We start from the raw sequence: 23052 nt of genomic DNA on the forward strand, positions 1-23052 counted from the left end.
TTAATTGAATAGTTTGTTAAAGAATCCTTTCTTTTTCGATTCATCCTTTTTGTTATCCTGTTGTTGATCGCTTTCAGCATCGATAGAGATAACACCGCCTTTTTTGGCATTCAAATCCTTAATCTCAATTGTAGTTTGTTGAGCCGGAAGCTGGTTTTTGGCGTACTTGTAGCCAATGGCCATACCAAAACCAAGTCCGGTAGTAAAAAGAAGGATTGCTGAAAGAACTGTTATTTTTCGTCTAAGCATGATTTTTAATTTGATTGTTTAGAAAACTGCTCGCTTGCTATCCCTATTCCAATGGTTCCGGCAAGCAAGACCAATTGTTTAATAAATTCTATGTTTGCCTTTAGCAATCCGCTCATGATAACGGAAACGACAAGCAAGAATAGAATTTGTCTTTTGAAGCTGGGGCGTCCCTTCACATCCGTAAAGGTTGAACGAAGCCAGCTTTTCTTTTGGGATTTTTCCATAGTTGAGTCTGTAGGTTATGATTTTAATATCCGCTTTGATGTCGGCAAGCTCAAGTAACAAGCGTTGCTGAGTTCGATAGTTCTGGATTAATCCGGCAAAGCAAATACAGATCAGAAATACCAAAACAGTATGCTCCTTAGAGAAAAAGCCCTTTATTTCAGGAGTCGTCATTGGTATTTAGTTTTTAGTCAAAAAAAACAGAGAGATACCAACAATGGTCAATAAGCCAAGAGAAACTCCGGCACTGGGTAAATACTCTTTCATGGTATTAAGGCGATTGCTCCACACCTGAGCAAAAGCAGGTTGATTCTGCGCCTCTTTCTGTAAAAACACCTCCCTGTTTTTATGTAGCAATTGAGCCAAGTTGCTTTGATCATGTTTGGCAATAGCCGCCAAAGATTTTGCACCTATCACACCATCCACTAGTAAAGATTCTCCCAATTGATTCAAAATTGCTTGAAGTGTTTTAACAGCTCTGCCTTTACCGGAATTCACTGCATAATCAAAAAGCTGATTGGCCAAAGCTTGATCCAAAGCCGAACAATGCAATTTGTCCCAGAACTCACGAGTATAAAAGGTCTTTACATACTCATTTAGCTTTGGAAAAATCTGATTGGTTTTGAGAGTGCCGTATCTTCTTTGTTTGTCGATATATGGCCACCCAATCCAAGTTGAATGAAACTTTCTGGAAATACCAGCATAAGTCTCACCACCTTTATCTTTTGGATGGTTCGCATAACCGCCTTCTAAAGCACTGGTTATGCCGTATGAAATATTGAATACCGCCATAAGTCTAAATAGTTACTCCGATTTTGGAAAGAATGGCTTTAGCCTTGATCATTTCCTTATTATCTAATTCATTGTAAAGCTCTGCAACCAGTGTTCTTTTTCTTGGCATACCATACTCACGACCCACCAAAAGCCAATCAGCACTGTTCTTTAAAACAGACAAGTTGCTGTAAATTTGCTCCTCATACGTTCCGGGGTATTCCATAGCATCCAGTAAAGCTTGTGCAATCCCTTTTGCTGTTGCAATCCCAATGGTAGGAGTGATTCCCACCTTGTTAATTTCCTGATCGATTTGACTTTTTACCTTGGTTTCTGCGGCCTTTCTTTCCTCTTCACTTTTTGCCCCCGTAAACCAGCTGATTGTATCTTTCATGCCGGAATACATTTTGTATCCCATAAATAGCACACCAGCAAAGAGAGCTAAGCCCCCAATGTTGACTGCCATTTTTTGGTTCTTGTCAAGGCTTTTGTATTTTTTAGCTCCTGTTTCGGTAACGGTTTTAACAACTGCGGCCTGTGGTAAGATTCCTAACATAACGCACGATATTTATAAGCTGTTTTCAATAGCTTGTTAATGTCCTTTCTTGATTTCTGGAAATGCTCAATAATTCTTAATGACTGATCATTTAAGGGCTTTCCGAATGTTTCCAAAAGCTCTTCTTTCTCTTTAGGAGAATATGTTTTTTTCTCTTTTTTATCTGGCATGGTTTAAGCGTTTTTAATAACTACAGTGTTGTATTCTTTCAAGGCTTGCAAGTCTCTGTCTTCATGCTGAGAAATAAGGAACAAACCTTGATGCTTTTCAATTTGAGTAGCCAATAATTCAACATCGAAAATGGCTTCTTCTAAAATTCCGTTGATCTCTAAACTTTCATCCATCTTTAGAGGGTATCCAATCTTACTTGAATCACGGTGATAGATGTAGGCAATATCATTTGTGGAGTTGGTAATGATCAAAGATTTTGAAGCAGGAACACTTACCTCTTTTCGTCGTCCGGTTTCAATAATCTTTTGAATATCATCGAATAATCTTATCATGTTTTTAATGGATTTGGTAATCAAACAAAAAGCCCCTTTTGTAAGCTGAACCAGCAGACAAAAGGAGCTTTTACAATCAATTACAAGTGAGTTACAGTTCTATTTCTTACATGTGAAAACCAAAGCCCCTTGAACATCAGTACCAGCAGTAAAAGAAGTTACTACCCGTACCGAGTTGTTTACGATTGGTTGGTTCATTGAAATTTCCTCACGGCCAGTACCGATCTTGTAATATTCCAAAGGAACTGAGTCAATAAAAGTTTCCTTACCGTCGTGGCTTCTTATTTCAACATCCATATTATTTGCCCCATGAGCGCCCACAAAAGAAACACCAATGATTTCGGTGTAGTCTTCGAAGGACACTACCTCATTGGAGGTAGTATCTGGGTCTGCGGCTTGCTTGTTGATGTTGTAAACAAACCTGCGCATTATCCTCTATTTTCCGAAATTTTGTAACCAACAAATGCAACTTCAATTGCACAATTTCCGGCAGCATCCAAGATGTTCAGCTCAGGGTTAATCACTTGTGAAGGAGGAATAACAAATGGGCTAACATGGTAAGCCATTTGCTCCGGTTTATCATCTCCGGCAACTTCCGGTGACATGTGACGAAGCAAAGCTTTCATTTTCTCTTCGCCACCAACTTTGATAGACAATTCAGAGTTGAACAATGCACCATCAGCCTGAGAGCCGATAGAGAATTCCTGCTTGCTCATTTCGCTTTCATTGGCCAATGGAGCGCCAAAAGAAGTAGTGGAAATTAAGATTCCGGTAACAAGGAAAGCAGTGCCGCTTGTTAATTTTGCAGAATCAATGTTACGAACACCGTCTTTTTCTGCATCCTGTGGCTTAATCAGTTGTTGGATTCCCGATTTGCCGGAAAGCTCCTTTCTCAACCATAACATGTCTTTTTCAATGCGAGCGTTTGCCACATTGAAATTTACTTTTTGGTTTTCTTTGGCGATCATTCTAACCGCTTTCTTTTCTTCTAATGCTTTAATTAATTGCATGATATAGGTTTTAAATATTATTTACCGATTTAATTTGTATGTTGGAGGTAAAACTTAGTTTACCTCAGTTGAAACAACTTCCTGAACCTCGTCGTCATCGTATTCCACAAAATCATCTTTGATTTCAGGATCACGTAAAGCGGCCAAGGCGTTTACTTCATATTCATTTTCTTCCAACTCCATTTCCTCGTCGTAAATGTCACCTTCCAGTGCGGCCATAGCAGTAGTGCCATGAAGAGCCGGAATAAAACCTTTGTCCTCACCTTTGGCAAAAGGAGTCATTGCAGAAAGAACACCAGCAGTAGCAAAACCAGCTGCAATACTTTTGTAGTTGTTAGGAAGTTTTAAAGCACCTGCAATACCAACACCAGCGATACCAGCACCTAAGGCAACTTCTTTCAGTTTTTTCTTTTTCGGGTCGGTTTCCTCGTTCACTTTTAAAGCCTTTTTTCCTGCTACAGCTACCATTCTACCAGCCATAACACCACCCACGGTTTTAGCGGTTTCGATTAAAACCGCAGTAGTTTGATTTTTTCTCATTACTTACTTTTTTTAGAATTATTCCTGTTATTCTGATTAGCACCCCAAAGCAGACCCCCACCAATAAGAACCATTGCACCAATGGCAAGAGGACTCATGCCGGCCTTGTTTACCTTTTGATCCATGTACTGAGCACTTGTGCTTGTTGGATTGGAGCCTGAACTTGGTACAAGAGGACTGTTTTGATCCGGTGACCTGTGTTCTACAACTGGTAAAGGCGAATTGCTCCCAGACCCTTTGTGTTTTCCGTACTCTTTGTTGAAAATCACCAGATTGTTTTCAGCCTTTTGTTTTTTCTGAATCAGTCTGGCTTTTTTTTCTGGATCAGTTTCATTTTCAATTCGCTCAGAAAGGTTTTCAATCCGTTTCTTTTTCAGCTTAGTGATAATGTCACCAAGTCCAAGCGAGCTTAAAAGTTTCAGAATCGGCTTAAGAATCAGCATTGCTTTTGCAAGTATGCCTTTAGAAGCACCAGCTGCAACAACAGGAGCAACGCCCAATTCACCTTTTAACTGAACCTGCTTAGCAATATCCTTGTGTACCATTTTTAGGAATTCCAGACGTTCCTTTTCAAACTTTGACATTTTCTTAGGTGTGTGCTTTTGCTGAGCAAGCAACAATCTGCGGCGTTTTTCTGCGGCAGCTCTTCTACGTCTTCTACGTCTGCGGCGTCTACGTCCGTCTAATTCTCCCAAATTGCCATGTAAAGACATACTAGGTAAATCAGCTTTTTTGGCAGCCTTTTGCCAAGCAGAAGCAAGAACCTTTCTAAGTTTACTTTCCCGACCACCTAAGAAGCGGTATTTCTTGGCAAATTTGGCATAAGCACGTTTTGATTTCTCCCAAGCACTTTTCTCAATTCCCAACTGTTCAGCCTGAGCTAAAGTCAAAAGGCCATAGCCCATTTTTAGAGCAAGGTTGTTGGCATTTTTAGAGATTCTGGAACGAAGTACGGCACGAATGGCAATGTTGATCGGGTTGATTTTCATCATGAACTTTCCGATTTTCTTCAACTTCTTTCTAGCCCAGCGTCCTAAGTTGCGAACACCCTTCTTGATTGCCTTAAAACCTTTCTTGATTTTACGACGAAGCTTTTTGAAGAGTCCTTCCAGAGTACCCAGCAAGCCAACCGTGTTTCCTTCTTGATCAACAATACCATTCAAAGGAGAGAGGTTTGCAGTTTCCCAACCGGAACCATCCTCTAGCTTGATGATGATACCGTCCAAGCTTTCTCCATAGAGAAGAGCATTTAAAGCACTTTGCATGTGCTTCCAGTAGGAAAGACCAAAGCCCAGAGCATGAAACTTTTCCGGCTCTTTTTGGTATTCGCTTAAAGTGGTTGATAGCTGAGCAATTCCCATTTTTTTCAGGGCATTTTCTTCCTGTTGCAGTAAGGCAGAACCCATACCGTTAAGCTCTTCAGTACTGTCAATCGCTTCAATTTCGGCGTCGTATTGTTCGGCGCTATTGTAAAGCGACTGCAAAGCGCCCAAGCCTTCAACGGTATCTGGGGTAGCTCCGTAACCTGCTAAAGTTTCAATTTGCATTTGCGTATCTTTTTTAGATGTGTATTGAGCTTCACAATTGAAGCGATGTAACACGGTATCAATGCAAACATGATCAGAAACGATGTACACATGTGAAAAAGGCTTGCCCTCGTATCCAGCGATTCTGATAGTAAAAGGAATTCCCAAGCAGTAAAGAAGGGAACCAATGAAAATACTATGGTCGTCACAATCAGAAGGAGTATTTGGTTTTACCCTGTTCAGCCAAATTCGAGCAGGAGTGCTTAGTTGTTCAACACCCTTTTTGTCGTTTTTGTACTGGATGTGATTGAATACAAAATCCCAGATAGCCTTAAGAGTTTGAAATCGGGTTGCTTTTTGAAGAAAAGCCGCCAAATCTTTAACCTGTGCATGGTGGTTTTTGATGATTTCACACATGATTCTAACGGTATCTTCTACGCCGCCCTCAGTAAAAGAGCTGGTAAAACTTACCGATTTAGTATCAATCAAGTGAGAAAACTCAATACCAGACTTAACAGATCTAACCCCTTGTCCTATCTCTTCACCCTTAGAAGTTCGGAAAACTACGCCTCTCTGTGGATTATATGATTTAAAGACGGTTTCCATACTTAAAACTTGAAAAGGTTAGTTAGTAAAGAAGAAGGATTGCTAACCACTCTAGCAACATCTTGCCATGTTTTCGATATGTCGATTTTGATTGCAGGTGCATTAACACCGCTAATTTTTAGATTGTCAACATGCAAGGCAAGTTTTGCACCTTGCAGTTGTTTTGCTTGAACCAGTCTAGCAACTTGGTCAAGCTGAATCATGAAAGTATAACCAATCGATGCTTTGGAATTTGCCAATACCTCTTTGTTGGGATATTCAATAGGAGTGTAACCAAGACTAATTTTCTGCCCATTGTGATCCAAAACCAAATTGATGCGGTAAGTATCAAGAGTAGCTGCAAAAGGAGTACGGTTCGATAACTCAATAGAACCCTTAAGTTTTACAGCTGCTCTTTTTATATCCACGCTTACACGGGGAAAGTCTTTTGGGGCAAAGCTTAGCTTTGTTCCCAGATAAGATTGAGTTTTTTGCTCAACCTTATCCACACCCTTATTCACTAAATCACCTAATTGTTTGCGATAATATATAGCTGCTAAAGCGCCGCCGATTAAGATTACATGTCCTGTCTTCATGTTTCAAACATATGGGCTAATATGCTGGAATCCCAGCGAGTGCAACACCTTGCAACAGTTTGACACATATTGAAACAAATCGCAATATGAAAGGGAATAGCTAAGTAGTTAAACCAGTTTTTAAACCACTTACAAACCCTTTAAAGATATTTTTCAATAATTAAATTGTGAACGACCTCTTTAAAAAGAGTAAAAAAAATCGTAAATTAAATTGTCATTTGCATGGAGACTATAGAATAGTGTTTTAAATACAATTAGGGTTAGTCTTCAAGGGAACAATTTCACTGATGTGTGGTCTAGGTGTTTAACAAATATTATTGGTAGGATGAGTTGGTGGAATTGTTCCTTTTTTTTAATGTAATGGATTGTATGATAAATCCTTGTGAAAAGAAATGAAATATTAATTGCAATTAAAATTTATTTTTATTCTAGTATTATAAGATACTACATGAGTAGTCATTTTATGGGTGGAAGCCTTTCCTTAGGAGGGGCTTCCACCTTATTTTATGGCATACGAACATATACTTAAAACATCATCAATAAATTACATTGGCTAATCCTTTACATTATTTTTGCTTTGCATTTAAGGCAAGTCTTCCTCTTCGTCTGTATTGTTTTCAGCCTGCATGTATGCGGTTAATGAGCCAAATATTTGCATTTGCTCAGCATGACTTTGTGAAAACAGGAAATACAGCATTTGCACCAAGTATTGCTGTGCGTCGGTTTCCATTTTTCTGACTTCCTGAATGATCTGTTTTTCAGTGATGCTCAATGTTTCTTCCATACCACCTAAAGCGCTGTCTTTGCTGGGGATAAGGTTGTTTGCCAAAGCACCCAAAGCCCCTTGAATTGCAGGCATCGAAGTAATGGCATTAACCGTTTCTTTTACTGTGTTTGTGCTGGCAGTTTGCAGATCTCTTTGATGGGTGTTGTGTAGGTCTTCAATTTTATCCTTTAGTCTTCGGATTTCAAAGTCTTTGTTAAGATTGCTGGTTTCAAGCTGTTTGATCTGGCTTTCATATCCTTCTTTAAGGTTGAGAACCGTATCAAATTTATCCTTTTCAAGCTCTCTAATTTCTGTGAATCCATACAAGGAATTTGGGGTGTTATGTGGTGATACCAGCATGTGCTGGGTAGCTTTTTCAATTTTTCTTTCGTCGGCTCTTCTGTTTTTTGCTCTTCCGGCGCAAGTTTTGGAGCAATACTTACTATCAGATCGGCGGCCTATAATTGGTCTTCCACATTCTAAGCATTCCATACTATCTATTTTGATTAATAACTTAAATTCTAACCACTAAAAAAATCTTAAGTGGTTTATCTGGGGTAAAGTTATTTTAAAAGAGGGTTGGAATTTGTTGCGAAGTGTTTCAAGATGATTCAAGATGAAGCAGGGTAAATGTAGTTTAATATTCTCGTTCTTTCCCCTGAGCTTTCCCCTAAAAAACAAAAGCCCCTGAAAATCAGGAGCTTTATCTGTTTTAGTGCGGAGAGAGAGGGATTCGAACCCCCGGTACGTTGCCGTACAATGGTTTTCAAGACCACCGCATTCGACCACTCTGCCATCTCTCCAATACTTGTTTTGAGCTATTGTTGCTCTGTTATCTCTTGAGATAACGGGTGCAAATGTAGGACAAAATTTATTTGCTACCAAACATTTTTTTGCAATAAATTCGAATTATTTTCGAAGCGCTTGATGTTCAGTTGAATTATTTTTTCAATCAATGCAAGTCGAGTTCGTTTAGCATGTATAATGAGTGCTCGATGGTCTTAAATATTTCGCTGCAATATTCATTTACTGCCTTCGGGCTTCCCGGCATAGCATAAATTAAAGTTTTATTCATAACACCGGCAATTCCTCGACTGACCAATGAATTTGGCTTATCCATGCCATATTTTACCCTGATTAATTCCATAATACCAGGAATCTCTTTCGTAATGTGTTTTTTTACCACTTCAGGTGTAATGTCTTTTGGACCTATTCCTGTTCCTCCCGTGGTGAAAACAATGTCAAACTCTTCCGATTTGGCTTTGTCTAGTAGCATTGCTAATTCTTCTTTCTGATCAGGTATAATATGTTTTTCGATGCTATATTGTCGGTTTCGTGATTTGTAGAAATCCTGGCAAAGCTTTTCAGTCAAAGGACCGCTTTTATCAGCATATTCACCTCTGCTGGCTCTATCGCTAAGTGTAATGATCATGGTTTTTATTACTCTTGGATAATAGGTTAATGTATCACCAGCTTTAAGGGCTCCGTTTTTAATTACCCTACAAAAGATTCCTTCTTTGGGCATCACACAGTTGCCAACTTCTCTGAAAATATTACAATTATCTCCATGACATTTTTTACCAATCTGTGTAACCTCAAGTTCCAGGTCGCCAAAGATAAATATATCAAGTGGGGCAGTATGGTGCAATAAAATACCTTCAGTAGTGATATTCTCGGCAAATTCTCCAAAATTGATTTTTCGCTTTGCTTCTTCTGAGAACTTATCGATACTTTCTTTGGCCAATAAACTAACCTGACGGTGCCAGTTTCCCGAATGCGCATCGCCTTCAACTCCAATAGAGCTTAACTCAATACTTTCAACAGGTTTTTTAATCGTACCTTTCTTTTCTGAAATATTAACCGATAATACACTTACTTCTTTGTTCATAGTATGTTATGCCATTTTGATTTTAAAATTATTGGGGTGTAATGCCGATAGATATTTAAAGATCAATAACAAACGAAGTGAGCTTATTGATCATTCTTAAATACTAATCGGTATTATTTCAAGTCAGTTTTAGTTTTGTCCAATAGCTTAATCCCTTCTATTCTCATATTTTTGTCAACCGCCTTACACATATCGTAAATGGTGAGAAGGGCAATGCTTGCAGCACTTAAAGCTTCCATTTCAACGCCAGTTTGTCCTATACATTTTACTCTGGTATCTGCAATAACCGCATCCTCAACTATTCTGCATTTTACTTCAGCCTTGGTAATTTGCAGTGTATGACACAATGGAATTAAATCACTTGTTTTTTTTGCAGCTTGAATTCCTGCAATTTCAGCCACCGTTAGAACATCACCTTTTTTTAATGCATTTTCATTAATAAGTTGAAGTGTTTGTTCTTCCAATATAATTTTACCAGTGGCCCTGGCTTCTCTTATTTGCGGAATTTTATTACCAACATCTACCATATTGGCTTTTCCCTCATTATCGATATGACTGAATTTTCCCATTCTTATATTGTAAATGATCAGTAACTAGTTAATATGAAATTCGTTTGTAAGTACATACTATTACTAATTATTCATTATTAATTGATTTTACCCTCCAATTCCATAGAAACTTCCTTTCTTGTTTTTGCTTCCGGATTTTGGTTTCTTAATAATGGATTTTTTAATGGCCTGTTTGGCACCCAATTCCTTTAAATCATATTCACTCTGGTTAAACAAGCAAGGCTTAACCTTTCCATTTGCAGTTAACCTGATACGATTACATTCCAGGCAATTGCCACCATTTCCTCCTTCAACAATAGAAAATTCACCAGTTGCCAGATCCATTTGCCTAATGAAGCGAAGATCAAGATTCTTGCTATCACAGTATTTTCTTAATGCCTCCAAATCATCTAAATCTGCATTTGGCATTCTTACGCAATTGATTTTAACCGGACGTAAATCGGCTTCTAATGCCGCATCAATTCCTTTAAATACATCTTCAATATTACCCAGGCGAGTTAGCTTTTTGTATTTTTCAGGATTCATGGTATCCAAACTGATATTTACACGCATTAAACCAGCTTTGGCCAGATCTTTGGAGTATTTTTCCAGCAGAATACCATTGGTAGTCATGGCCAAGTCTTCAATGCCAGGAATGCTTGCGATTTGATGAACCAAGTCTACAATACCTTTTCTTACCAAAGGTTCACCACCTGTTAATCTTACTTTCGTGATGCCTGAGGCAATGGCTTCCTTTACAAATGCTACAATTTCTTCGAAACTAAGTACTTCTTCATGTGCAATTAGGTCAATACCTTCTTCTGGCATACAATAAGTGCAGCGAAGATTACAGCGATCTGTAACCGAGATTCTTAGGTAATTGATATTTCGATTATAATTGTCTAACATGAACAAATTCTCCTTCGGTAAATTCATCAACTTCTCTGGGTACAGCCATTATTCCATCCGCCAATGTGAATGCATTAATGTGGGCTGAGCCATGATATTCAATAGGAACCACGCGATTATTGGCATTAAAACGAACAGGGATAAATGCCAACCTGTCGGTTCTTTTGCGCTTGTAATCTTCTGCAATAGGCATGCGTACCATAGGTGCATTGTAGTCGTGTCCCATCAATCTAAACACAAGAGGTTTGCCTAATAATTCGAATTGCACAAATGACGATACCGGATTACCAGGCATTGCAAAAACGTATTGACCGTTTTTGGCAGCAAACACTGTATGTTTTCCAGGTTTTACAGCTAAAGTGTGAAACCAGATATTAAATCCAAGTTCTTTTAATATTTGAGGTACATAGTCGTAATCTCCAACCGAAACACCACCTGAAATGATTAAAATATCATTCTCCACCAAGCATTTTTCCATGGTTTCCTGTGTAGCTTCTTTTGAATCTTCCACTATGCCATAGTAATTGGCATCTATACCAATCTTCTTCAGTTGTGCTTGTAACTGCCATGAATTCACATTTCTAATTTGTGATTTATTCGGCTTTTGATGTGGCTCTACTAACTCACTTCCTGTGGCAATGGTCGCAACTCTTGGCTTTTTATATACCAATGGATTGGTGCATCCAACTGTTGCCAATACTGATATGTGCTGAGATTTTAGCCTGGTACCTTTTTTCAAAACCACATCATTCTCTTCAATATCTTCACCTTTGATACAGATGTTTGATTTTGTCTTCTCTTTGGTAAAGCGAATTCTGTTGTTTTCTAATTCTTCGGTGTGTTCTACCATTATTACTGTATCTGCACCTTCAGGTACCATAGCTCCAGTCATAATTTTTGAACATTGCTTACTTCCAATAGACTTAGAAGGAGCAACACCAGCAGCGATCACTTCCAAAACTTCTAATTCTTCTAATAGATCCTCTTTTTTACAAGCATATCCATCCATTGCCGATTTGTTGAACGGAGGAATAGCCATATCGGATCTTACATCTTCTGCCAATACTCGGTTTAAGCAGTCCGAAATATCAATATGCTCTTTCTCTAATTTTCGAGTGGCATGTTTTACTGTTTTTAAAGCCTCGTGAAACGTAATCATATTGCTAGTTCTTTATTACCCATTTTTGATCAGAGAAATCGATCTTATCAGAATCAAAATTGAACTCTTCACCATTAAATTCAATAATCAGATCAGCCAATTCTCTGTATTCTTTTGTGTTGGGCTTTAGTTTTTTATTGTTTTTGCTTTCTATCATTATAAATAATCCAGGCTCAAGAATCTTTCTCAACCCTCCCGATTCTATAATTAAAAGCTGATTATTTGAAATTATTTTATCCAGACAGCTTAGAACCTCCTTAAGATAATCATCTTTTGCTTGTATATAATATACTTCTTTTGCTCCTGCGGCGAGAAGTCGGTTACTATCTTTTTTACCTTGTTGAAGGTGTTCTTTTGTAATCTGATAATTCGTATTTTTTACAACAAACTCTGTATCTGGCTTAAGCTCATGAAAGTGAGGACATATTTTAATTCCGATAACCGAATACTTTTGTTTTAACGAATTAATAAGCTGACAAGCAAAGAGAGTTTTACCAACATTCTGGCCATTACCAGCCAGCAGAATTATATTTTCTCTTTGAATTGCCATATACAAAAAACCTCCAACTCGGTGCAGAATTGGAGGTAATGTATGCTGAAACAGACCAGTACCAGAGGGTACCATCAATTATCATTCACATCAATTTCGCTCCTTTCCAATTTTTGGACTTTTATCCTGCGGGAGGCAAATTCGTTTCCAAACTTACCCATCGGTTTATAAATCTTGCAGTTATATTAATCTGTTTAGAGCTTATAAACTCGGAGTTATTTTTATTATTCATCGTAAAGATATTAATATTAACGAATCTACAAATGTGTATGTGTTACTAATGTAATGGTTTTGTAATGTTATCGATTGTGTAAATTATTAAAGGATTGCTGGAAACTCTTGTTTTACTATGCTTTCAGACTTACTGTATCCAATTAATAAGATGAGAAGGAAAGAAAAAAAGAAGCTTATTTATAATTAGTTTTATTAAAAAATGGTTTTATTTACAAACCAGTCAAATATATTAATGGAATATGGGAAAGCACGGACACGATCATAAACATGATCATGGAAACTTGAAAGGAAGAAATCTAGGAATAGCCATTTTACTAAACGTTGGAATAACTGTTGCTCAAGTGGTAGGTGGTTTTATTTCAGGAAGTTTAGCCTTGTTGTCAGATGCTTTACACAATTTCTCAGATGTTTTAGCATTGGTGATTAGTTGGTTTGCAAGCAAGTTGGCAGGAAGAAAACAAACGGCTCGTCAGACCTTTGGTTACAAACGTGCGGAAATTTTGGCTGCACTTATTAATGCAGTTTCTTTAATTGTTATCGCATTTTTTTTACTTAAAGAAGCAGTGGAACGTTTGGGCGAACCACAGGAAATTCAATCAGGATTGGTTATGATTCTGGGAGGACTTTCCATTGTTCTAAATGGCGCAAGTGTATTGTTGGTAGTGAAAGATGCTAAGAACAATATCAATATGCGATCAGCTTATTTGCACTTGCTTAGCGATATGGTTTCTTCCATTGCCGTGGTATTGGGCGGATTTGTGATGTACATGTGGAAGGTAAGTTGGGTAGATAGTGTTTTATCCATTGCCATTGCGCTATATCTCGTTTATTCCAGTTGGGGATTAATTGTTGAAAGCATAAGAATCATTATGCAGTTTGCTCCAATTCATATCAATTTGGAAGAGGTGCAGCAGAAAGTAAAATCAGTTAAGGAGATTAAAAATATTCATCATGTCCATGTATGGCAATTGGATGATAAACAAATCAATTTTGAGGCGCATGTTAGTTTTAAAGAGGATATGCCATTAAGTGAAGTGAACAAGGTTCTATATGCACTCGAACGCATTCTTCATGATGACTTTGAAATTAACCATGTTACCTTACAGCCCGAAATTAATGGATATTGCCAGGATGAAAGTTTGGTGAAGCAAGAAAAGCCTCATTCGCATTAATCGAATGAGGTCATTAAATCCATTGGCTTTTCCAATATTGTTTGGGCACCATTGGTAAGTAGCTCTTCCATTTCTCTAAATCCCCAAAGAACACCAACTGCATGCATGCCTGAATTTTGAGCAGTGGCCATATCAACACCAGAGTCACCTATATACATAAGTTCCGAAGGATCAATTCCCATTTTCTCACCAATTAGAATTGCTCCTTTAGGATCTGGTTTTCGAGGGATGTCGCCGCCAGCTCCTAATACATATTCCAACTTCCAATCGGCAAGTAAAACCTTAACTACTTTTTGAGTCAATTCGTTAGCTTTGTTCGAGAAAACTGAAATCTTAATGCCTCTTTCACTTAGAGCGTCTAATAAATCTTTTATACCAGGATACAGGCAAGTTTTAACAATGCAGTTTTCACCGTAAACTTGCATCATGCGATCAAAGTTCTTCTCTATTTCTGTTGTATCTCTATTTTCCAGCGGTAAAGATTTTTCGACTAAAGTTCTTACGCCTCTTCCAACAAAGGTTTTGTAAGTTGCATAATCGTGTGTTGGAAAATTATTTTCTTCTAAAACCTGATTCATAGAATCGGCAATGTCCTCAATAGAATTGGCAAGTGTGCCATCAAGATCAAAAATTACTCCTTTTATCATGATATATGTATAGATTGAAATGCAAATATTGCACACTAATATCTTATTGCAAAATAAAAATCCCTTAAAAATAAAAGCCGGAATGAGATATTCAGTCCGGCTTATAAATATATTTTCTTTTTTTAGTGAACAGTAGATCGTAACTCAGCATTATAATCAACCATGATATCGAACCATTCATCAATCATGTTTTGCCAAGTTCCTTTACCATACAATTTTTCATATGCTTTCATGAAACCAATATCCTGCGACCAGGCATCATAACTGTCAAAATTCCAAACCAAACCAACATCTGCACTACCAGTAGTATGAAGTGGGTTGTTGAATACCAGGAATGCAACTCCCAGACTTTCGGAAGTTTTCATGAGTTTTTCGGCAATGGCTTTAAAGCGATAATACTGTCCACGCTTAATGTCAACAGCCCAAGCTTCATAATGTTTTGCTTTTTTTACCAGATCCATACCAAAAGACAGTTTTTCATTGAAATTCCATAAGTTTACAGCTCCATATTTTTCAACCAATGGGTCAATATTATTGTCCCAGTCTTCATCATGTCCATTTTGTTTTGACGGACGGCTATCAAGTGCAGCATAAGTTGTAGGACCCATAATCCACACATACCATCCAGCTTTTTGTCCATAGTCTACTCTTCTTAAGCCTGCTACATAATCTCCTTCAGGATGAAACTTATCGTTATGAGCTTTAATTGCTTGCTCAAATTTATCTGACATTCCACGTTTCGGTAAAATATATACACTTTCTACCACCACAGTTTTCTTCTCCTCTTTTTCCTGGCCAAATGCAACAAATGTGCAGAAAAGTGCTAAGCCTAGGATTAAACTCATCTTCTTCATGATAAATATTTTTTTAGTGAATATCCCCAAATTTACGACAATTATTTGGAAAGAGTCTAATTAAGATTTATTAAACGATAGAAAATCAAGCTAATAGAGAGTGTGTTTGAAATGGTGAAGTATTATAGAGAGTTTGAATTTTGAGTTCAATTTGAACAGGCGCATGTTACTATAAATACTCTGACCATGCTACTATCGATAACAGGGCTGGGATACTGCCAATATCCTAGGTAGTATTAAATTTTATTTTAACATGAATATTTAGTAACAAAAAATCTTTATATTTGATGCTCACAACGAAAAGTAATATTCGCTAATGCATAAAAATATTAACATAGCTATGATGAACATGCCAATTATTGGTATGCGAGGCGCTATGGGCATTATTGATATTACAACTACCACCACAACTACAACGACCCTTTAGGGGTCTATATTATTACATATCACCAAAGGTGAGTATTATCATACTCAAAAAGTACATAGAAATATTTGTGCCTGATTGTTTAATATGTCGTAAATTCATTTGTGCGATGTTAAAAGCACTAAATATCAAATAACTATAACCATTATATAATCATTGATAAGGGAGTTGACATTTGTAGGGAGATGAACTTATTAGAAGAAGTGAAAATCATGAAAGTTTTAAAATTTGGAGGAAGCTCGGTAGCCAATGCAGATAACTGTAATCGGGTGAAAGAGATTGTCAAAAAGAATCAAAAAAGCTGTAAGCAAGTTGTAGTTGTGTCGGCTTTTGGAGGTGTAACTGATGAATTGGAACGCTGTATTAGCTTGGCAAGTGAACGAAACAAGGAATACAAAAGTGTTCTGGAAGTTCTGAAGCAGAGACATCAGGAAATGATTCAGCAACTTGGAGTAAGTGGCAATCTGAATGAAAAGATCAATGCAAAATTTGAAGAAATATCGGAGCTTTTACAAGGGGTTTATTTGTTGGAAGATATTTCGGAGAAAGTTCGTAGCGTTATATTGGGTTCGGGAGAGTTGTTGTCTGCGGCAATTTTATCGGAATTCTTTAACAATGCTGGATTACAAACAGCATATTTCGATTCCAGAGAGTATATCAAAACACAAAATGGGAAAGGGGTTTATTTAAATGCTAAACAGACCAACCTAAATCTTGAATCAATAAAGGAAAAAGAATTTGAAGTTGCATTGTTTCCAGGATTTGTGGCTTCTGGAGCAAAAGGAGAAATAACGCTTCTTGGAAGAGGAGGTTCGGATTATACCGCTTCAATTCTAGCTGCAGGCTTGGGGTGTTCTGAATTGGAAATTTGGACGGATGTGAGCGGTATGTATACTGCTGATCCTCGATTTGTTTCTCAGGCTTTACCTATTGAAAGAATGTCATTTCAGGAAGCCATTGAATTGTCGCATTTCGGAGCTAAAGTGATTTATCCTCCTACTTTAATTCCTGTAGTACAGAATCAAATAGATGTTAGAATTAAAAATACTTTCGAACCTGATGATGAGGGAACTTTAATCAGCAAAACTCCCGGGGAGGTTCGTTCTGTTGTTCGTGGTTTGTCATCGGTTAACGATACTAACTTGTTTACCCTTTCGGGGAGTGGAGTTATGGGAATTAGCGGATTTGCCTCTCGATTTTTTACAAGTTTGGCGCATAGTAAAATCAATGTGGTATTGATTACCCAGGCATCATCGGAGCATAGTATCAGTGTTGGTATCCATAAAAATGATACAGAGTTGGCTGTGGATGCGTTGCGTGAAGAATTCGAAATGGAGATCAATATGAATCTTGTAAATGAACCAGCAGTGGAAGAGAATTTATCAGTGGTAGCCATTGTTGGTGAAGATATGGGATTCACTCCAGGTATTTCAGGCAAAGTATTTAGCGTTCTTGGCAAGAATGGTGTAAATATTCGCGCAATGGCTCAAGGTGGAAATGAAATGAACCTTACATTCATGGTTCGCACCAAGGATATTAAAAAGGTGCTGAACGTAATACATGAAGAGTTTTTCGATTCTACCTACAAAAAGGTGAACCTTTATATTGCCGGACTTGGTAATGTGGGAGGTAAGCTTCTCGAATTTATTAAAAATCAATACGAACATCTTCTGGAAGAAAAAGGGCTACAGTTAATTGTTAGAGCTGTTACAAATAGTAGAAAAATGTACTTTGCTGAAGATGAAAAGCTACTGGAAAATTGGGAAGACAAATTGAATAAGAATGGAGTTCAAGCAGATTTGCAAGAGTTTGTTCGCCTAATGGATCAATCGAACCTGAGAAATCGAATTTTTGTTGATATCACCGCAAGCGAAAAGGTAAGCGAAGTATACGAGCAGATATTAAATTCTACGGTTGCAATTGTGGCCTGTAATAAAATTGCGGCATCATCTGATTACGACAATTATAGTAAGATAAAAGCTACAGCTAAAAAGCACAATGTCGAGTTCATGTTCGAAAGTAATGTTGGAGCCGGTTTACCAGTAATTAGTACCATTAATAGTTTGGTAAACACAGGTGATGAAATTGTTGGGATTGATGCGGTAGTTTCGGGTAGCTTAAATTTCATCATGAACGAATTTAACAAAGGTCGCTCTTTTTTCGAAGCTGTAAAAATGGCTATGGAGCAAGGATTTACTGAACCTGATCCTAAAATTGATTTGAGTGGAATGGATGTTCTGAGAAAGCTACTGATTTTATCGCGTGAAGCAGGTTACCAATTGGAAGAGAGTGAGGTGGAGCATCAACCAATGATTCCAGAATCATGCCTGCAAGGAAATTCTGCCGATGAACTATTGGAAGATTTGGAAGCCAATAATGATTATTTCGAAGCTTGGAGAGAAGTAATGAAAGAGAAAAATGTTCGATTTAGATATATCGCTTCCTTTAAAAATGGAAAAGCAAATGTGAGTTTGAAGGAAGTAAGCCCTGATCATCCGTTTTACGATATTCATGGTAAGGATAATGTGATTTCGCTAAACACCAAATGGTATGACGATCAGCCTTTAATTATTAAAGGAGCTGGAGCTGGAGCTGAGGTTACGGCATCGGGTATTTTTGGTGATATTATACGAGTTAGCAGAAATTAATTGAGGTAGGATGGATCGTAAATCAGTAAACTATTGCATGGAAGACAGTAGTAAAAAAATAAATGAGATGTCAGAAGAAGTTAAAGTGTTTGCACCCGGAAGTGTTTCAAATGTTGGGTGTGGTTTCGATATATTGGGATTTGCCATTGATGGAATTGGTGACCAAATGATTCTTAAAAAGAACAATGAAAACAAGATCAGAATTAGTCCAGTAAATGGATATGAGAGCTTGCCAACCGACCCAAAGAAAAATGTTGCAGGAGTTGCCATTCAGGCATTATTGGATGATCTGGGAAGTGATCAGGGATTTGATGTTGAGATCTTAAAGAATATAAAACCTGGAAGTGGTATCGGTTCAAGTGCAGCTAGTGCGGCAGGAGCAGTGGTTGCAGCCAATGAATTATTGGGGAAACCCTATTCGAGAATGCAGCTGGTTGATTTTGCTATGAAAGGCGAAGAGGTTGCATCAGGTGATATTCATGCCGATAATGTTGCACCAGCTACACTGGGAGGTTTTTGTTTGATTCGAGGATACAATCCATTGGATGTGATTCATATTGAGCCACCAAAAGATTTATGGTGTGTGGTGATACATCCGCAAATTGAAATTAAAACCAAAGAATCAAGAGAACTTCTTTCTCCTGAAATTCCTTTGAAAAAGGCCATTCGTCAGTGGGGAAATGTTGCTGGACTAATGTCAGGTCTTTATACTTCAAATTATGAGTTAATAGGTCGATCGTTGGAAGATCATATTGTTGAACCACAAAGGAAAGTTTTGATTCCTGAGTTTGATGAACTGAAACTATCAGTAATGGAATCAGGAGCTTTGGGTTGTAGTATTTCTGGTTCGGGACCATCGGTATTTGCTTTGGCAAATGGAAAAGAAACAGCAGATGTAATTGCTGGAGCTATGGATACTGTATTCAGAAGAACAGAATTGGACTATAAGATTTATGTGTCAAAAGTGAGTGAGGGAGGAGTTAAAATCTTATAATCAGAAAAACATTGAATAATAATGAAGTATTTCAGTACCAATAATAAAGAATTGCGATACAGTTTTAAAGAGGCTGTAATAAAAGGATTAGCTCCCGATAAAGGTCTGTTTTTTCCTGTTGATATTCCAAAACTGAGCGATCGGTTTTTTCAAGATTTGCCTAATAAAAGTCTCGCAGAAATAGGATTTGAAGTGGCTAGGCATTTTGTGGATGAAGATATAGATGAAAAGCTACTCAAGAATATTTGTGAAGAAGTATTCAGTTTTCCGATTCCTTTGGTTAAGGTAGAAGAAGGAGTGTATGGCTTAGAGTTATTTCATGGTCCAACTTGTGCATTTAAGGATGTTGGAGCACGTTTTATGAGTCGATGTTTAAGTGCTTTTGCAAAAGAGAGTAAAAAAGAGCTTACCATACTGGTTGCCACTTCAGGTGATACAGGAAGTGCCGTTGCCAATGGATTTTTGGGAGTTGAGGGTGTGAATGTGATTATTCTTTATCCGAAGGGAAAGGTAAGTCATATTCAGGAGCAGCAGCTTACCACTATGGGGCAAAACATAACAGCTCTAGAAGTGGAAGGAACATTTGACGATTGCCAGGCTTTGGTTAAGGAAGCTTTCGCAGATGACGAATTGGATACAAAATACAAACTAACTTCTGCCAACTCCATTAATATTGCTCGTCTGTTGCCTCAAAGTTTCTATTATTTTTATGCGTGGGCTCAATTGCAAGAGAAAAACAAGGAGGTAATTGTTTCTGTGCCTAGTGGAAATTACGGTAATCTTACAGGAGGGCTGTTGGCAAAGCAAATGGGATTGCCAATTCATAAATTTGTTGCAGCTGCAAATAGAAACAAGATTGTGCCAGACTATTTAGATAGCGGAAAATATGAGCCTAAACCATCAGTTCAAACCATTTCTAATGCCATGGATGTTGGAACTCCTAGTAATTTCTCGCGAATGATGGAGATTTATAAAGAGAAATACTCTGATGTGATTAAAGATTTAAAAGGAGCTTGGTATTCTGATGAAGAAACCAAAGCTGTTATGAAAGAAGTTTATGAGCGTGAGTCGTATGTTTTAGATCCACATGGTGCGGTTGGCTATTTGGGACTTAACAAATACCTTAATAGAGGAAAACAAGTTGGGATATTTTTAGAAACAGCACATCCTGCTAAGTTTAAAGACATTGTTGAAGATGTAATTGAAATAGAGGTGAGAATACCCAATTACTTGCAAGAATGTTTAAAAAAAGAAAAAAAATGCGTTGTTATCGGAAAAGAATATCATGCGTTAAAAAATTATCTATTGAGATAAAAAATGATATGATTAAACCAGGCCCAAAGGCTTGGTTTTTTTGTATTTAAATAGCTTGGTGATAAGGTGTTTATAGATGTTAGGGAAAATAATCAACGATTGTGAATTTATCTTATCTTTCAGAAGATAAGGGCTTAAGGATAGGTGTGTTGTAGATCTAGTTTAAATGATTGATTTTTGAAAAAGCTTTTCGTAAATAGAATTTGGTTAAACTAAAATCGAGGATGAATAGTTTTATGATTTTATAATTACTGCTGTGTGTTTCATATTCAGTGCAGTTGTAAAAAAATAGTTCCTTTATTATGTTTTTATTTTTAAAAGATGAATTTTCTTGTTTTTTCGTAATTGAAATTTGCAAACGTCCAGAAATCCTTTATATTTGTATATAAATCAAATTTAAAAGCATTTTTTAACCCTAAAATTTTATAAAGTTATGAACAAAGCTCAATTAATTGATGCAATTGCTAGCAAGGCTGGTTTAACTAAAGCTGATTCTAAAAAAGCATTAGACGCTTTTATTGAAACTACTACTGAAGCATTAAAAGGTGATGATAGAGTAGCCCTTGTTGGATTCGGTTCATTCTCTGTATCTAAGCGTGACGCTAGAACTGGTAGAAACCCACAAACTGGTAAGCCAATCAATATCCCTGCAAAAAAGGTTATTAAATTTAAGGCTGGTTCAGAATTAGCAGACTCAGTACAATAAATATATTGTAAGTCATAAGAAATTAGGGGGGTAGAAATTACCTCCTTTTTTTATACCACAAATTTTAAAGATGGAAAAAGATGTACTGATCAGATCAATTCAATTTCTTGAAGAATTTGCAACAGAAAAACGCATAAATCTGATAAATGAAAATGTAGGCAACCGCACAAGATATATTACCGTGGCATTGGAAAATATTTTTCAGCCGCAAAATGCAAGTGCTGTAATTCGATCCTGCGATTGTTTTGGTATTCAGGATTTGCATGTAATCGAAAACTCAAATGAATACACTTTAAACCCTGATGTTGTTATGGGATCTTCAAAATGGGTAGATTTACATCGGTATAATGAAAAGGATGAGAATACGCTTGATACTATAAATTCTTTGAAAGAAAAAGGCTATAGAATTGTTGCTACAACACCTCATACCAATGATGTTCTTTTACCAGATTTTGATTTGTCGAAGGGTAAATCCGCATTTTTTTTTGGAACAGAACTAACAGGATTATCAGATGTTGTAATGGATCACGCTGATGAGTTTGTTAAAATCCCAATGTATGGCTTTACAGAGAGTTTTAATATTTCGGTTTCAGCAGCCCTTGTGTTAAATCATTTGGCGACAGAAGTGCGCAGAACTGACGTAAAATGGCAGTTATCGGAACAAGAAAGCTTAGAGCTTAAATTAGAGTGGCTAAAAAAATCAGTTAAAAGAGGAGATAAATTGTTAGAAGAGCAATTCAGACGTTGGGGAATTGATTGAAAATGATAATATTTAGAAGACTTTAATGGGTATGTATCTAGACCTTTAATATTTTCATTAAATATTTCGGAAATGGTAAAAAGATTATTATTTTTGATGAAGACATTATTAGAATAGATAAATAAAATTTATTCGCTAATTCCTGACATTTAAATAATACCACTATATGAATTGTGTTGTAATTGACGATGATAAGCTTTCTAGAAAAGTTGTAGAGAGTTATATTGAGAGAACCGATTTCCTTACATTTGGAGCATCCTATCCAAGTGCTATTGATGCGATTAATAATATTAAAAAGAATGAGCCTGTAGACTTAATCTTTTTAGATATTGAAATGCCGGAAATGAGTGGAATGGAATTTCTGAATAGCCTTAACACAACTCCTCAGATTATTATTATTTCTTCAAAAGAGCAATATGCTCTTGAAGCTTTTGAGTATGATGTAACAGATTACTTACTAAAACCGATTAGTTACAGTAGATTTTTTAAAGCAGCTAATAAGGCAAATAAGCGTTATAAAAATAGCGAAGGATTTATTCAGGATAAGAACGAGATCTTTATTAAGAGCAACTCATCGCTGGTTCGTTTAAATTACGATGATATTCTTTGGATTGAGGCATTGGAGAATTATGTTGTGGTGAATACCTATCAAGAAAAGTATACCATTCACTTTACAATGAAGGCTATTGAAGAAAAAATGCCAGCAGCACGTTTCTCAAGAATACATCGTTCTTACATTGTAAATCTAAGTAAGATTGAAATGATTGAGGATAATTCAGTGATAATTGATACCGATGGAGGACCAAAATCAATTCCAATTGGAAAATCGTATCGCGATAAATTAATGGGTGATATTAATTTAATGACTCGATAGTTTTCTTTATCGCAGGATTTTTTTGAATTTTGTATTCAATAAAAATT

At 36.9% G+C, this 23052-nt stretch carries 26 protein-coding genes, 1 tRNA gene and 1 riboswitch; of the genes, 7 read left to right on the forward strand and 20 right to left on the reverse strand.

The features are described from left to right. The 18 genes from M0051_RS09030 to M0051_RS09115 all read right to left on the reverse strand — a co-directional run bounded on the left by M0051_RS09030 (position 1) and on the right by M0051_RS09115 (position 12453). The gene (locus M0051_RS09030) at positions 1 to 249 is read right to left on the reverse strand and encodes a hypothetical protein (protein WP_171594370.1); all 249 of its coding nucleotides are present in this window, start codon (positions 247 to 249) and stop codon (positions 1 to 3) included. A 78-nt stretch (positions 250 to 327) separates the two neighbouring features. Continuing rightward, the gene (locus tag M0051_RS09035; protein WP_306741209.1) at positions 328 to 645 is read right to left on the reverse strand and encodes a hypothetical protein; all 318 of its coding nucleotides are present in this window, start codon (positions 643 to 645) and stop codon (positions 328 to 330) included. 6 nt (positions 646 to 651) lie between these two features. Next, positions 652 to 1263 carry a glycoside hydrolase family 108 protein gene (locus M0051_RS09040; RefSeq protein ID WP_306741210.1) on the reverse strand — a complete coding sequence of 204 codons (612 nt, stop codon included), beginning with the start codon at positions 1261 to 1263 and terminating at the stop codon, positions 652 to 654. Between the two features lie 4 nt (positions 1264 to 1267). Further along, positions 1268 to 1798: a hypothetical protein gene (locus tag M0051_RS09045; RefSeq protein WP_306741211.1), complete on the reverse strand. Its 531-nt coding sequence runs from the start codon at positions 1796 to 1798 to the stop codon at positions 1268 to 1270. After that, on the reverse strand, positions 1792 to 1968 hold the full coding sequence (locus M0051_RS09050) for a hypothetical protein (RefSeq protein WP_306741212.1): 177 nt from the start codon (positions 1966 to 1968) through the stop codon (positions 1792 to 1794). Before M0051_RS09050 ends, M0051_RS09045 begins: the two co-directional genes overlap by 7 nt. A 3-nt stretch (positions 1969 to 1971) precedes the next feature. Continuing rightward, a complete protein-coding gene (locus M0051_RS09055) occupies positions 1972 to 2301 on the reverse strand; it encodes a hypothetical protein (RefSeq protein WP_306741213.1) in 330 nt (109 codons plus the stop codon). Positions 2302 to 2400: 99 nt separating this feature from the next. Further along, positions 2401 to 2730, reverse strand: a complete 330-nt coding sequence (locus tag M0051_RS09060; RefSeq protein ID WP_306741214.1) for a hypothetical protein — start codon at positions 2728 to 2730, stop codon at positions 2401 to 2403. Next, the gene (locus M0051_RS09065; RefSeq protein WP_306741215.1) at positions 2730 to 3311 is read right to left on the reverse strand and encodes a hypothetical protein; all 582 of its coding nucleotides are present in this window, start codon (positions 3309 to 3311) and stop codon (positions 2730 to 2732) included. The genes M0051_RS09060 and M0051_RS09065 overlap by 1 nt, the downstream gene beginning before the upstream one ends. Before the next feature lie 54 nt (positions 3312 to 3365). Next, positions 3366 to 3851: a hypothetical protein gene (locus M0051_RS09070; protein ID WP_306741216.1), complete on the reverse strand. Its 486-nt coding sequence runs from the start codon at positions 3849 to 3851 to the stop codon at positions 3366 to 3368. Beyond that, positions 3851 to 5983, reverse strand: coding sequence for a hypothetical protein (locus tag M0051_RS09075; protein WP_306741217.1), 2133 nt, complete (start codon positions 5981 to 5983; stop codon positions 3851 to 3853). Before M0051_RS09075 ends, M0051_RS09070 begins: the two co-directional genes overlap by 1 nt. Before the next feature lie 2 nt (positions 5984 to 5985). Next, positions 5986 to 6558, reverse strand: a complete 573-nt coding sequence (locus M0051_RS09080) for a hypothetical protein (RefSeq protein ID WP_306741218.1) — start codon at positions 6556 to 6558, stop codon at positions 5986 to 5988. 583 nt (positions 6559 to 7141) lie between these two features. Continuing rightward, on the reverse strand, positions 7142 to 7816 hold the full coding sequence (locus tag M0051_RS09085) for a hypothetical protein (RefSeq protein WP_306741219.1): 675 nt from the start codon (positions 7814 to 7816) through the stop codon (positions 7142 to 7144). Between the two features lie 226 nt (positions 7817 to 8042). Continuing rightward, a tRNA-Ser gene (locus tag M0051_RS09090) sits at positions 8043 to 8127 on the reverse strand. 149 nt (positions 8128 to 8276) lie between these two features. Beyond that, positions 8277 to 9212, reverse strand: coding sequence for an MOSC domain-containing protein (locus M0051_RS09095; protein WP_306741220.1), 936 nt, complete (start codon positions 9210 to 9212; stop codon positions 8277 to 8279). Positions 9213 to 9325: 113 nt separating this feature from the next. Further along, positions 9326 to 9781, reverse strand: coding sequence for a cyclic pyranopterin monophosphate synthase MoaC (gene moaC / locus M0051_RS09100; protein ID WP_306741221.1), 456 nt, complete (start codon positions 9779 to 9781; stop codon positions 9326 to 9328). Positions 9782 to 9868: 87 nt separating this feature from the next. Next, on the reverse strand, positions 9869 to 10669 hold the full coding sequence (locus M0051_RS09105; RefSeq protein ID WP_306741222.1) for a GTP 3',8-cyclase MoaA: 801 nt from the start codon (positions 10667 to 10669) through the stop codon (positions 9869 to 9871). After that, entirely contained in the window at positions 10653 to 11828 is a 1176-nt protein-coding gene (gene glp / locus M0051_RS09110) for a gephyrin-like molybdotransferase Glp (RefSeq protein ID WP_306741223.1), read from the reverse strand. Before glp ends, M0051_RS09105 begins: the two co-directional genes overlap by 17 nt. 4 nt (positions 11829 to 11832) lie before the next feature. Continuing rightward, on the reverse strand, positions 11833 to 12453 hold the full coding sequence (locus M0051_RS09115; RefSeq protein WP_306741224.1) for a hypothetical protein: 621 nt from the start codon (positions 12451 to 12453) through the stop codon (positions 11833 to 11835). Between the two features lie 8 nt (positions 12454 to 12461). Continuing rightward, positions 12462 to 12605: riboswitch (molybdenum cofactor riboswitch) on the reverse strand. A 246-nt stretch (positions 12606 to 12851) separates the two neighbouring features. Here M0051_RS09115 and M0051_RS09120 point away from each other — a divergent pair. After that, the gene (locus tag M0051_RS09120; protein ID WP_306741225.1) at positions 12852 to 13784 is read left to right on the forward strand and encodes a cation diffusion facilitator family transporter; all 933 of its coding nucleotides are present in this window, start codon (positions 12852 to 12854) and stop codon (positions 13782 to 13784) included. Here the strand turns inward: M0051_RS09120 and M0051_RS09125 are convergent. Then, a complete protein-coding gene (locus M0051_RS09125) occupies positions 13781 to 14431 on the reverse strand; it encodes an HAD family hydrolase (RefSeq protein WP_306741226.1) in 651 nt (216 codons plus the stop codon). The two genes, M0051_RS09120 and M0051_RS09125, sit on opposite strands and share 4 nt — an antisense overlap. A 122-nt stretch (positions 14432 to 14553) precedes the next feature. Next, entirely contained in the window at positions 14554 to 15285 is a 732-nt protein-coding gene (locus M0051_RS09130; protein ID WP_306741227.1) for a hypothetical protein, read from the reverse strand. 609 nt (positions 15286 to 15894) lie between these two features. Between M0051_RS09130 and thrA the strand changes: the two genes are divergently transcribed. The 6 genes from thrA (at position 15895) to M0051_RS09160 (ending at position 23005) form a co-directional block, all read left to right on the forward strand. After that, entirely contained in the window at positions 15895 to 18357 is a 2463-nt protein-coding gene (gene thrA, locus M0051_RS09135; protein WP_306741228.1) for a bifunctional aspartate kinase/homoserine dehydrogenase I, read from the forward strand. A 10-nt stretch (positions 18358 to 18367) separates the two neighbouring features. Then, complete coding sequence (locus M0051_RS09140; RefSeq protein WP_306741229.1) at positions 18368 to 19351, forward strand: homoserine kinase; 984 nt, start codon at positions 18368 to 18370, stop codon at positions 19349 to 19351. Between the two features lie 21 nt (positions 19352 to 19372). After that, on the forward strand, positions 19373 to 20665 hold the full coding sequence (gene thrC / locus M0051_RS09145; RefSeq protein ID WP_306741230.1) for a threonine synthase: 1293 nt from the start codon (positions 19373 to 19375) through the stop codon (positions 20663 to 20665). A 433-nt stretch (positions 20666 to 21098) separates the two neighbouring features. Further along, positions 21099 to 21371, forward strand: a complete 273-nt coding sequence (locus M0051_RS09150; protein WP_054717818.1) for an HU family DNA-binding protein — start codon at positions 21099 to 21101, stop codon at positions 21369 to 21371. Between the two features lie 70 nt (positions 21372 to 21441). Further along, positions 21442 to 22131 carry an RNA methyltransferase gene (locus tag M0051_RS09155; protein ID WP_306741231.1) on the forward strand — a complete coding sequence of 230 codons (690 nt, stop codon included), beginning with the start codon at positions 21442 to 21444 and terminating at the stop codon, positions 22129 to 22131. 166 nt (positions 22132 to 22297) lie between these two features. Then, positions 22298 to 23005, forward strand: a complete 708-nt coding sequence (locus tag M0051_RS09160) for a LytTR family DNA-binding domain-containing protein (protein ID WP_120239252.1) — start codon at positions 22298 to 22300, stop codon at positions 23003 to 23005. The last annotated feature ends 47 nt before the right edge of the window (positions 23006 to 23052 follow it).

This window comes from Marinifilum sp. D714, from assembly GCF_030851345.1.
GTDB lineage: Bacteria > Bacteroidota > Bacteroidia > Bacteroidales > Marinifilaceae > Marinifilum.

Bases quoted from the DNA above. Each gene is read 5' to 3' on its own strand.
- M0051_RS09030 (WP_171594370.1), bottom strand. From the start codon at position 249: ATGCTTAGACGAAAAATAACAGTTCTTTCAGCAATCCTTCTTTTTACT.
- M0051_RS09035 (WP_306741209.1), bottom strand. From the start codon at position 645: ATGACGACTCCTGAAATAAAGGGCTTTTTCTCTAAGGAGCATACTGTT.
- M0051_RS09040 (WP_306741210.1), bottom strand. From the start codon at position 1,263: ATGGCGGTATTCAATATTTCATACGGCATAACCAGTGCTTTAGAAGGC.
- M0051_RS09045 (WP_306741211.1), bottom strand. From the start codon at position 1,798: ATGTTAGGAATCTTACCACAGGCCGCAGTTGTTAAAACCGTTACCGAA.
- M0051_RS09050 (WP_306741212.1), bottom strand. From the start codon at position 1,968: ATGCCAGATAAAAAAGAGAAAAAAACATATTCTCCTAAAGAGAAAGAA.
- M0051_RS09055 (WP_306741213.1), bottom strand. From the start codon at position 2,301: ATGATAAGATTATTCGATGATATTCAAAAGATTATTGAAACCGGACGA.
- M0051_RS09060 (WP_306741214.1), bottom strand. From the start codon at position 2,730: ATGCGCAGGTTTGTTTACAACATCAACAAGCAAGCCGCAGACCCAGAT.
- M0051_RS09065 (WP_306741215.1), bottom strand. From the start codon at position 3,311: ATGCAATTAATTAAAGCATTAGAAGAAAAGAAAGCGGTTAGAATGATC.
- M0051_RS09070 (WP_306741216.1), bottom strand. From the start codon at position 3,851: ATGAGAAAAAATCAAACTACTGCGGTTTTAATCGAAACCGCTAAAACC.
- M0051_RS09075 (WP_306741217.1), bottom strand. From the start codon at position 5,983: ATGGAAACCGTCTTTAAATCATATAATCCACAGAGAGGCGTAGTTTTC.
- M0051_RS09080 (WP_306741218.1), bottom strand. From the start codon at position 6,558: ATGAAGACAGGACATGTAATCTTAATCGGCGGCGCTTTAGCAGCTATA.
- M0051_RS09085 (WP_306741219.1), bottom strand. From the start codon at position 7,816: ATGGAATGCTTAGAATGTGGAAGACCAATTATAGGCCGCCGATCTGAT.
- M0051_RS09095 (WP_306741220.1), bottom strand. From the start codon at position 9,212: ATGAACAAAGAAGTAAGTGTATTATCGGTTAATATTTCAGAAAAGAAA.
- moaC (WP_306741221.1), bottom strand. From the start codon at position 9,781: ATGGGAAAATTCAGTCATATCGATAATGAGGGAAAAGCCAATATGGTA.
- M0051_RS09105 (WP_306741222.1), bottom strand. From the start codon at position 10,669: ATGTTAGACAATTATAATCGAAATATCAATTACCTAAGAATCTCGGTT.
- glp (WP_306741223.1), bottom strand. From the start codon at position 11,828: ATGATTACGTTTCACGAGGCTTTAAAAACAGTAAAACATGCCACTCGA.
- M0051_RS09115 (WP_306741224.1), bottom strand. From the start codon at position 12,453: ATGGTACCCTCTGGTACTGGTCTGTTTCAGCATACATTACCTCCAATT.
- M0051_RS09120 (WP_306741225.1), top strand. From the start codon at position 12,852: ATGGGAAAGCACGGACACGATCATAAACATGATCATGGAAACTTGAAA.
- M0051_RS09125 (WP_306741226.1), bottom strand. From the start codon at position 14,431: ATGATAAAAGGAGTAATTTTTGATCTTGATGGCACACTTGCCAATTCT.
- M0051_RS09130 (WP_306741227.1), bottom strand. From the start codon at position 15,285: ATGAAGAAGATGAGTTTAATCCTAGGCTTAGCACTTTTCTGCACATTT.
- thrA (WP_306741228.1), top strand. From the start codon at position 15,895: ATGAACTTATTAGAAGAAGTGAAAATCATGAAAGTTTTAAAATTTGGA.
- M0051_RS09140 (WP_306741229.1), top strand. From the start codon at position 18,368: ATGGATCGTAAATCAGTAAACTATTGCATGGAAGACAGTAGTAAAAAA.
- thrC (WP_306741230.1), top strand. From the start codon at position 19,373: ATGAAGTATTTCAGTACCAATAATAAAGAATTGCGATACAGTTTTAAA.
- M0051_RS09150 (WP_054717818.1), top strand. From the start codon at position 21,099: ATGAACAAAGCTCAATTAATTGATGCAATTGCTAGCAAGGCTGGTTTA.
- M0051_RS09155 (WP_306741231.1), top strand. From the start codon at position 21,442: ATGGAAAAAGATGTACTGATCAGATCAATTCAATTTCTTGAAGAATTT.
- M0051_RS09160 (WP_120239252.1), top strand. From the start codon at position 22,298: ATGAATTGTGTTGTAATTGACGATGATAAGCTTTCTAGAAAAGTTGTA.